Origin of the sequence: Thiomonas sp. UBA7699, from assembly GCF_002482605.1 — a bacterium.
In the GTDB taxonomy this organism is placed as follows: domain Bacteria; phylum Pseudomonadota; class Gammaproteobacteria; order Burkholderiales; family Burkholderiaceae_C; genus Thiomonas; species Thiomonas arsenitoxydans.
The window spans coordinates 17466-27896 of record NZ_DLGH01000037.1 but is presented as its reverse complement, the minus strand read 5'-3'; the positions used below and the strand labels follow the sequence as shown (position 1 = coordinate 27896).

6 protein-coding genes are annotated in these 10431 nt (G+C 64.9%); 1 reads left to right on the top strand and 5 read right to left on the bottom strand.

Annotated features, from left to right (window positions below):
- On the top strand, positions 1 to 633 hold a 633-nt coding region (locus B3H47_RS15035; RefSeq protein WP_286987865.1), incomplete at its 5' end, for a glucokinase.
- Positions 634 to 766: 133 nt separating this feature from the next.
- Here B3H47_RS15035 and B3H47_RS15030 read toward each other — a convergent pair.
- From B3H47_RS15030 to dnaN, 5 genes are all read right to left on the bottom strand, one after another.
- A complete protein-coding gene (locus B3H47_RS15030) occupies positions 767 to 1723 on the bottom strand; it encodes a formate dehydrogenase accessory sulfurtransferase FdhD (protein ID WP_286987864.1) in 957 nt (318 codons plus the stop codon).
- 44 nt (positions 1724 to 1767) lie between these two features.
- Positions 1768 to 4617, bottom strand: coding sequence for a formate dehydrogenase subunit alpha (gene fdhF / locus B3H47_RS15025; RefSeq protein WP_286987862.1), 2850 nt, complete (start codon positions 4615 to 4617; stop codon positions 1768 to 1770).
- Entirely contained in the window at positions 4618 to 6411 is a 1794-nt protein-coding gene (locus B3H47_RS15020) for an NADH-ubiquinone oxidoreductase-F iron-sulfur binding region domain-containing protein (protein ID WP_286987860.1), read from the bottom strand. It abuts the gene before it with no gap.
- A gap of 269 nt (positions 6412 to 6680) precedes the next feature.
- The gene (gene gyrB, locus B3H47_RS15015) at positions 6681 to 9164 is read right to left on the bottom strand and encodes a DNA topoisomerase (ATP-hydrolyzing) subunit B (protein WP_013104159.1); all 2484 of its coding nucleotides are present in this window, start codon (positions 9162 to 9164) and stop codon (positions 6681 to 6683) included.
- A 115-nt stretch (positions 9165 to 9279) separates the two neighbouring features.
- Positions 9280 to 10395, bottom strand: coding sequence for a DNA polymerase III subunit beta (gene dnaN, locus B3H47_RS15010; protein WP_156053836.1), 1116 nt, complete (start codon positions 10393 to 10395; stop codon positions 9280 to 9282).
- Positions 10396 to 10431 lie beyond the last annotated feature (36 nt).

Genomic DNA, 10431 nt, shown 5'->3' with positions numbered 1-10431 from the left:
CCCGCGGCCGAGCTCGTTCAGGTGGGCGGCGGCAGCGCCGTGCCCGGCGCGCCGCTGGCGCTGCTGGGCGCGGGCACCGGCCTGGGCGTGTCGGGCCTGATTCCCGACGGACAAGGGGGCTGGACGCCGCTTGCGGGCGAGGGTGGGCATGTGAGCTTCGCTCCTTTTGATGAGCGTGAGGTGGCCGTCTGGCGTCTGGCGCATGCGCGCTTCGGCCATGTTTCGGCCGAGCGTCTGCTGAGCGGCACCGGGATGGCGTTTTTGCATCAGGCGCTCGGACAGATCGCCGGGCAGACGCCGCCCGAGCGCAGCGCCGCCGAAATCACCCGCCTGGCCCTGGACGGCAGCGACGCGCTGTGCCGCGACACAGTGACGCTGTTCTGCACCTTGCTGGGCACGGTGGCCGCCGATCTGACCATTACCCTAGGCGCGCGCGGCGGGGTGTATATCGGCGGCGGCATTGTGCCGCGGCTGGGCGATTTCTTTCGGCATTCCCCGTTCCGCCAGCGCTTCGAAGACAAAGGGCGCACCTCGCCGTATCTGCGCGATATTCCGGTCTGGGTGATCCACAGCCCCTGGCCTGCCTTGCTCGGCGCAGCCGCGGCGCTTGATCAGTTTCTGCAGTCGCACTGACTCTTCTTGTCCCGCGGGAAGCAGCGCGGCGCCTACCGAGCGCCCCCAGGGCCGGGCAATCCCCNNCCACCCCAACCCTCCCCACAAGTGGGGAGGTCGGGAAGGGGACGGCCCAGCCCGCCCCCTGTGGGGGTCAAGAAAACTTGGGGCGGCCCGGCGTTTTCTCATGAACCGTGTCGGTGAAGGCGAGAGGGGCGGTGGGCGGCGGGGCTTCGGCGTCGAAGCGTTCAAACCCGGTGTAGCACAGGAAGTGGCGGCCCGCCGCGCGGCCGAACAAGGTCATGCCCAGCGTCTCGGCCAGTTGATGGCCCATGGCGGTCACCCCGTTGCGCGACACGATGATGGGCACGCCCATCCGGGCGGACTTGATCACCATTTCGCTGGTAAGCCGCCCGGTGGTGTAGAACACCTTGTCGCCCCCCTGCACGCCGTGCACCGCCATCCAGCCGGCAACGGTGTCGATGGCGTTGTGGCGGCCGACGTCTTCGACAAAGCATTGCAGCGCGTCGCCGTGAAACAGCGCGCAGCCGTGCACCGATCCGGCCTGGCGGTGCACGCTGTCGCGTAGCTTCATTTGGTCGAGCAGGCTGATCAGCGTAGCGTGGCTCAGGCGCGCGGCCTGCGCATCGGGCAGGCGGGTCTGGCCCAGTTGCGCCATCGCGTCGCCAAAGACCGTACCCTGCCCGCAGCCGGTGGTGACGACGCGGCGCGCGATGCGGGCTTCGAGGTCGCTGACGCCGTGGCGGGTGCGCACCGCCGCGGCCTCCACCGCCCAGTCCACATCGATGCCGTCGATCTCGCCCGGCTGCTCGACCAGACCCTGATTGAGCAGGTAGCCGAGCACCAGCAGTTCGGGATTCGCGCCCAGAGTCATCAGCGTGACCAGCTCGCGTTTGTCGAGGTAGATCGTCAGCGGACGTTCGGTCGGGATGTCGATCTGCCGATGCTCGCCATGCTGATCGAGTATCCCGATCGGCCGCACGACCTCGCAGCGCGCCCGGCTGAGGCGGGGTGCGTCGGGCCGACGCGGCAGCGCCACGGCCTCGAAGGCGGTTGGCGCTGCGGTCTCCAAAGCGGGAAGATCGCCCATATTTGACGTCCCTATTTAACGCCCCTATTTGAAGCCCATAAGGCCTATGTCAATGGCTCCGAAATCTCAGCCCCGCTGCGGGCGTAACCCGCAACCGGCGCCAGCGTGCCGCCTGCGCTCACGGCCACCGCGCAGTACTTGAACTCGGGAATCTTGCCGAACGGGTCGAGCGCCGGATTGGTCAGCAGATTGGCCGCGGCCTCGTAATAAGCGAAGGGAATGAATACGGCGCCGTCGGGCGTGCCGTCGTCGCGCCGCGCGGTGAGCACCACGGAGCCGCGGCGCGAACGCACGGTGATGGGCTCGCCCGGCTGCACGCCGAGTTTGCGCAGCTCGGCCGAATTCATCGACGCGGTGGGCATCGGCTCGATAGCGCCCAGCACGGCCGAGCGCCGCGTCATGCTGCCGGTGTGCCAGTGTTCGAGCTGGCGACCGGTGATGAGCACCAGAGGAAACTCCGCATCGGGCCGCTCGGACGCTGGAATGATGTCGGCGGGTACCAATTTGACGCGGCCGTCCGCGGTCGGAAAACGGTCGGCAAACACAATGGGCTGCCCCGGGTCTTGCGGCGTGAGGCAGGGATAGGTCACACTGCCCTCGCGCTCCAGCCGCTCCCAGGTAATGCCGCCGATGGCCTCCGCCATGGTCTGGCGCATTTCTTCATACACCGCGGCCACACCCTGCTCCGGGCCGGGGTAGTGCCAGTTCAGCCCCATGCGCGCGGCCATCTGCTGGATGATCCACAGATCGGGCCGCGCATCGCCCGGCGGGTTGAGCGCGCGCCGCCCCAGTTGCACCATGCGGTCGGTGTTGGTGACGGTGCCGGTCTTCTCGGGCCAGGCGCTCGCGGGCAGCACCACATCGGCCAGCCAGGCCGTCTCGGTCATGAAAATGTCTTGAACCACCAAATGTTCCAGTGCGCACAGCGCCTGCCGCGCGTGGTTCAGATCGGGGTCGCTCATGGCCGGGTTTTCGCCCTCGACATACATACCGCGTATCTTGTGCGGATCGCTGTCGGGCGCCAGGCATTTGTGCAGGATCTCGACCACGGTGTAGCCGGGCTTGTCGTCGAGCCGCGTCTGCCAGAACGCCTCGAACCACGCATGCGCCTGCGGATTGCTGACGAGCTGGTAGTTCGGGTACATCATGGGAATGAGACCGGCGTCGCTGGCGCCCTGCACATTGTTCTGCCCGCGCAGGGGATGCAGCCCGCTGCCGGGCTTGCCGATCTGGCCGGTCACGCTGGTCAGCGCGATGAGGCAGCGCGCGTTGTCGGTGCCGTGCACATGCTGGCTGATGCCCATGCCCCACAGAATCATCGAGGCCTTGCTGGTGGCGAAAGCGCGGGCCACTTCGCGGATGGTCTCGGCCGGTATGCCGCAGATCGGCGCCATGGCCTCGGCGCTGTAGCCCTGGATGTTCTGCTTCAGCGCCTCGAAGTTGCTGGCGCGCTGCGTGACAAACTCCTGATCGACCAAGCCTTCTTCGATGACGGTGTGAATCATGGCGTTGAGCAGGGCCACGTCGGTATCGGGGCGGAACTGCAGCGTGCGCCAGGCATGGCGGCCGATGTCGGTCACGCGCGGATCGGCCAGCACGATCTTGGCGCCGCGCTTGGCGGCGTTTTTCATCCAGGTGGCCGCCACCGGGTGATTGGCCGTGGGGTTGGAGCCGATCACCAGAATGAGCTCGGCATGCTCCACATCGTTGACCTGGTTGCTCACCGCGCCCGAGCCCACCCCTTCGAGCAGCGCGGCCACGCTGGACGCATGGCACAGACGGGTGCAGTGATCGACGTTGTTGCTGCCGAAGCCGGTGCGCACCAGCTTCTGGAACAAATAGGCCTCTTCGTTGCTGCCTTTGGCCGAGCCGAAACCAGCCAGCGCCTTATCGCCGTGGCGGGTACGCAGGTCTTTGAGCTTGCCGGCGGCGAAGTCGAGCGCTTCTTCCCAGGTGGCCTCGCGGAAGGCGTCGCGCCAGTCGCCCTGGTGCGACAGCAGGGCCGGGTCTTTGGGCACGCCGGGCTTGCGGATCAGCGGTCGGGTCAGGCGTTGCGGGTGGTGCGCGTAGTCGAAGCCAAATCGGCCTTTGACGCACAAGCGGCCGTGGTTGGCGGGGCCGTCGCGGCCATCGACGCTGACGATGATCTCGTCTTTCACGTTGTAGGTGATCTGGCAGCCCACGCCGCAGAACGGGCAGACCGAATCGACCCGGCGATCAACTGTCTGCGCGCCGATGTGGGTCTTGGGCATGAGCGCGCCCGTGGGGCAGGCTTGCACGCACTCGCCGCAGGCCACGCAGGTGCTGTCGCCCATGGGGTCGTGCAGGTCGAACACGATTTCGCTGTGATGGCCGCGAAAGGCGTAGCCGATGACGTCGTTGACCTGCTCTTCGCGGCAGGCTCGCACGCAGCGGTTGCACTGAATGCAGGCATCGAGGTTGACCGCCATCGCTGGGTGCGACACGTCGGGCGCGGGCTGGGTGCGGCGGGTTCCCGCCAGCGCCGGTCGCACCTGCACGTTTTGGCGCGAGGCCCAGTCGCTGAGTTCGCCATGCGGGCGGGTGGCGTCGTCGCCCAGCCATTTGTAGCCCTTCTCGGGCAGGTCGGAAAGCAGCATTTCGAGCACCATGTTCTGGCTCTTCACCGCGCGCGGGCTGTCGGCATGCACCTTCATGCCCTCGGTTGCGGTGCGGCAGCAGCTTGGCGCGAGCACACGCTCGCCGTCGATCTCGACCATGCAGGCGCGGCAGTTGCCATCGGGCCGGTAGCCGGGTTTGTGGCACAGCCGGGGTATGGCCACGCCGTGGCGGTCGGCCAGTTCCAGCAGGGTTTCGCCTTCGAGCGCCTGCACCGGGCGGCCATTGAGTTCAAGCTCGATCGTCTTCGTGTTCATTCAAGACACCTCGTGAGCAAAATAGGTCTGCACGCAGCGCACCGGGTTGGGCGCCGCCTGTCCGAGGCCGCAGATGGAGGCGTCGGACATGACCTGATTCAGGTCTTCGAGCGTGGCGTGATCCCATTGCGGAGCCTGCATCAGTTGCGCAGCCTTGCCGGTGCCGACGCGGCAGGGCGTGCACTGGCCGCAGCTTTCGTGCTCGAAAAAACGCATGACGTTGAGCGCGGCGTCGCGGGCCCGGTCTTGGTCGCTGAGCACGATGATGGCTGCAGAGCCAATGAAGCAGCCATGCGGCTGCAGGGTGTCGAAGTCGAGCGGCACATCGGCCAGCCGCGCCGGCAGAATGCCCCCGGAAGCGCCGCCGGGCAGGTAGGCGTAGAGCGTGTGGCCGTCGAGCATGCCGCCGCAATAGGTGTCGACCAGTTCCTTCAAGGTGATGCCCGCCGGGGCGAGTTTCACCCCGGGCGACTTCACCCGGCCGCTGACGCTGAAGGAACGCAGCCCCTTGCGGCCATTCAGCCCAAAGCTGCTGAACCAGGCCGCGCCACGCTCGACGATATCGCGCACCCAATACAGGGTCTCGAAGTTGTGTTCGAGTGTGGGGCGTCCGAACAGACCGATTTCAGCGATGTAGGGCGGACGCATGCGCGGTTCGCCGCGCTTGCCTTCGATGCTTTCGATCATCGCCGACTCTTCGCCGCAGATATACGCCCCGGCGCCGCGCCGCAGCTCGATGTGAGGCAACGCGCAGGGCGGATCGGCCTGCAGCCGGGCGATCTCGCGCTCCAGAACGGCCCGGCCGCCGTGATACTCGTCGCGCAGGTAGAGGTAGCAGGTGGAAATGCCCACCACCTGCGCGGCAATCAGCACGCCCTCGAGAAAGCGGTGCGGGTCGCGCTCGAGATAGGTGCGATCCTTGAAGGTGCCCGGCTCGCCCTCGTCGATATTCACCGCCATCAGCCGGGGCGCGGGGTAGTTGCGCACGATGCCCCATTTGCGCCCTGCCGGAAAACCTGCGCCGCCCAGGCCTCGCAGGCCCGAGTCGCTCAAGGCTTTGATCACCTCTTCCGCTGAACGCTGGCCGCTGGCTACGGCCGCTGCCAGTGCATAACCGCCGCGCGCGCGGTAAGCGTCATAGCCGACACAGGCAGGGGTCACCTCGGCCGACCCGTTGGTGACCGCCTGCGGGCCTTCTGCGGCCAGGTCGAAGTCTGCATCAACTGCGGGCAGCGGATGCTGCAGGCGGCGGTTTGCCACGCTCTCGCGCACCGTGTCTGGCGTGGCATGCGCCACCGGCCATTGCCCCACCACCGCCACCGGCGCCTGCTCGCAGCGGCCCACGCAAGGCGTGGGCATCACGCGCACCTCGGTGCCGAGCAACTGCGGCAGACGCTGCAGAAGATCGCTCGCCCCGGCCAGCGAGCACGACAGACTGTCGCACACGCGCACCGTGATGGCCGCAGGCTGGGCATCGTCGCGCAGCACTTCGAAGTGGTGATAGAAAGTCGCCACCTCGTACACCTCAGCCATCGGCAGATTCATCAACCGGGCCAGCGCCGCCAAATGGCGCTCGTGCAGCCCGTGCCACTGGTCATTGATGCGGTGCAAATGCTCGATCAGCAGATCGCGGCGGTGCGGCCCGGCGCCGATAAGCTGCTGCACCTCGGCCAGCGCCTGCGGCTCGGGCTGGCGCCCCTTGAGCTTGCCCCGACGCCGGGCACGCCCGCGCATTTCATCGGCCGAAGCCAGAACCACGGCAGAGGTGTCGGAAGATGGAGAGGAATCGGTCATGATGTTTCAGCGGAACATCGATGCTCCGCAAGCTGGAATTGTTTTGGCAACGGCGCCAAGCTCGCGCTGCTGCGCGCATCCCTGTCACCGCATCTCTGTCACTTTAGCCGCTGCGTGTTGCACGTGCCAGAACACTGAATTCTGCTCAGCCGATGCGAGCACGGCGAGTAAAAAAGCCCAGCGCCGCTCAAGCGCCGGGCTATTGACCACCTTTATCGAACTGGAAGCTCCATAGCTTGCTCAGCTTATGCCTTCCGCTACAAACGTCGTCAAATATCCAGATTCGCCGCCCGCAGGGCGTTGGTTTCGATGAAGTCGCGCCGGGGTTCGACTTCGTCGCCCATGAGCATGGTGAACACGCGGTCGGCTTCGATGGCGTCGTCGATCTGCACGCGCAGCAGGCGGCGCACGGCCGGGTCCATGGTGGTTTCCCAGAGTTGCTCGGGGTTCATTTCGCCCAGACCTTTGTAGCGCTGGCGGCCGACGGTGTTTTCGGCCTGGCGGATGAGCCAGTCCATGGCTTCGCGGAAGCTGGCCACGGCGGCTTCCTTGGCGTTGTCGCCGTTGCCGCGCCGCACGGTGGAGCCTGCGGCGATGAGTCCGTGGAAGGTCTGCGCGGCCTGCGCCAGCACGGCGTAGTCGGCGCCGTGAACGAAGTCGGCGTGCAGCACGGTGGATTTGAGGTTGCCGTGGTGACGGCGCACGATGCGCAGATACGGTTTTTCGGTACGCGGGTCAATTTCGGCGAGCACTTGCGGCGCTTCGCCATGGTCGGTGTGCTTCGCCAGATAGGCCGCCATCGCATCGGCGCTGGCTTGCGCCGCATGGTCGAGGTCAATGACGACACCATCGACGATGGCGCGCAGGGCCTGCTCATCCATGAACACGCCCAGCCGAGCGATCACGGCTTCGGCCAGGACATGCTGGCGGGCGAGCTGTTCGAGGGTTTCACCCGCCAGCGGCGCCGGGGTATCAGGGCGGTGGATGACGGCGTCTTTCAGCGCCACGCGCAGCAGGTAGGCGTCGAGCTCAGAGGCGTCTTTGAGATATTGCTCATCCTTGCCGTGTTTGACTTTGTAGAGCGGCGGCTGGGCGATGTAGATGTGCCCGCGCTCGACAATCTCGGGCATCTGGCGGAAGAAGAAAGTGAGCAGCAGGGTGCGGATGTGCGCGCCGTCCACGTCGGCATCGGTCATGATGATGATGCGGTGGTAACGCAGCTTGTCGATGTTGAAATCGTCCTTGCCGATGCTGGTGCCCATCGCGGTGATGAGGGTGAGGATTTCGTTGCTGGTGAGCAGCTTCTCGAACCGCGCCTTCTCGACGTTGAGAATCTTGCCGCGCAGGGGCAGGATGGCTTGGAACTTGCGGTCGCGACCTTGCTTGGCCGAGCCGCCGGCGGAATCGCCCTCCACCAGATAGAGCTCGCACAGGGCGGGGTCTTTTTCCTGGCAGTCGGCCAGTTTTCCGGGCAGGCCCAGGCCGTCCATCACGCCTTTACGCCGGGTCATTTCGCGCGCCTTTCGCGCGGCTTCGCGGGCACGGGCGGCGTCGATGATCTTGCCGCAGATGATTTTGGCGTCGGTCGGGGTTTCGAGCAGATAATCGGACAGCGCCTTGGCCACCAGGTCTTCGACCGGGCCGCGCACTTCGCTCGACACCAGCTTGTCCTTGGTCTGGCTGCTGAACTTGGGGTCGGGCACTTTGACCGATAGCACGCAGGTGAGGCCTTCGCGCATGTCGTCGCCGCTGATCTCGACCTTGGCTTTTTTCGCCAGCTCGTTGTCGTCGATGTATTTGTTCATCACCCGCGTCATCGCTGCGCGCAGGCCGGTGAGGTGGGTGCCGCCGTCGCGCTGCGGAATGTTGTTGGTGAAGCACTGCACGGTTTCAGCGTAGCCGTCGTTCCACTGCATGGAGACTTCCACGCTGATGGTGCTGCCTACCTCGGAAGCTTTCTCGGCTTGGGCATAAAAAATATTGGGGTGCAGCACGCTCTTGCCGCGGTTGATGTATTCGACAAAGCCTTTCACCCCGCCGGAGAAGGCGAAGTTTTCTTCCTTGCCCTGACGCTCATCCACCAGGCGGATCTTGACGCCGTGGTTGAGGAAGGAAAGCTCGCGCAGGCGCTTGGCCAGCACTTCGTAGTGGAAATCGACCGTGGTGAAAATCTCGGCATCGGGCAGGAAGTGCACCTCGGTGCCGCGTTTATCGGTCTTGCCGGTAATCGGAGCGACGGAGACTTCCACACCATCGATCATCTGCGTCTGCCGGTTTTGCAGCGCGCCGCGGACGAATTCGAGGGTATGCACCTCGCCGTCGCGCCGCACCACAAGCCGCAGCCATTGCGACAGGGCGTTGACGCAGCTCACACCCACGCCGTGCAGACCGCCGGAAACCTTGTAGCTGTTCTGATTGAACTTGCCCCCAGCGTGCAACTCGGTGAGGGCGATTTCGGCCGCGCTGCGCTTGGGCTCGTGCTTGTCGTCCATCTTCACGCCGGTAGGAATGCCGCGGCCGTTGTCGGTCACGCTGATGGAGTTGTCGGAGTGGATGGTGACGACGATGTCATCACAAAACCCGGCCAGGGCTTCGTCGATGGAGTTATCGACGACTTCGAACACCAGATGATGCAGGCCGGTGCCGTCTGAGGTGTCGCCGATGTACATGCCGGGACGTTTGCGCACCGCTTCGAGTCCCTCCAGGATTTGAATGGAATTTTCGCTGTAGCTGTCGTTCTTCGGTTCGTTCATCAGACACTTTCAAAAACGGATTCCATGAGCTTTCATGGAAAAAATCGATTCGGTGAGGCGGGGTGAAACTCAATGGGGGCAGAGACGGACTGGGCGCAGCCTACCCCTGGCGCACTCAGATCCGCATGGGCATGACCACGTACTTGAAGTTTGGCTCGTCGGGCATGGTGAACAGCGCGCTGCTGTTGCCGTCCTGCAGTTCGAGGCGAATCTGGTCGGAGGTCATATTGGCCAGCGCGTCGATGAGGTAGGCGATGTTGAAGCCGATTTCGATGACGTCGCCGCCGTAGTCGACATCGATTTCTTCCTGCGCTTCTTCCTGCTCGGCGTTGATGGAGGTCAGCCGCAACAGCCCCGGTTCGAGGTTGACGCGCACGCCCTTGAACTTGTCGTTGGTCAGAATGGCCACACGCTGCAGCGCCGCCTGCAGAGTCGTGCGCTCGACCTGCAGCATATTGCGGTGGCCCTTGGGCACGACGCGCTGGTAATCAGGAAACTTGCCTTCGATGAGCTTGCTGGTGAATTCCAGCCCGTCCAGGGTCAAGCGCGCCTGATTGCTGGCCAGGGCGATGTCGATCATGGCGTCGTCTTCATCGCTGAGCAGGCGGCTGAGTTCGAGCACGGTCTTGCGCGGCAGAATGATTTCGCGCCGCTCCACCGCCTTTTCCAGCGGGGCGGAAGCCAGGGTCATGCGGTGACCGTCGGTGGCCACCAGATGCATCTGCTGTCCATCGGCTACCCACAACATGCCATTGAGGTAGTAGCGAATATCGTGCTGCGCCATGGCGAAGTGGGTCAGGCCGAGCAGGCGCTTGAGCAGCTTTTGCGGCAGGCGCAGGGCGTGGTCGCTGAAGTCGGTCGCAGCGCGTACCAGCGGAAAGTCTTCTGCCGGCAGGGTTTGCAGGCTGAAGCGGCTTTTGGCGGCCCGAACCGTCATCTTGCCGTCTGACCATTCCAGCGTCACATTGCCCGGGCTGGCCGCGCGCAGGATGTCGAGCAGCTTGCGCATATTGACTGTGATGGCCGCGTCTTCCGCACTGGTCTGTACCGCCTCGCCCGCTTGCAGACGGATCTGCACTTCCATATCGCTGGTGATGAACAGAGTGCCATTCGCGTTGTGCTGGATGAGCACATTGGCGAGGATGGGCAGGGTTTGGCGGCGCTCGACGATGCCCGCTCCCTGTCCGAGCAGCTTGAGCAGTTCATCGCGGGAAGACGTCAATCTGTTCATTCTTTCTTTTCCTTTATTCAGAATAGGACTGATAGT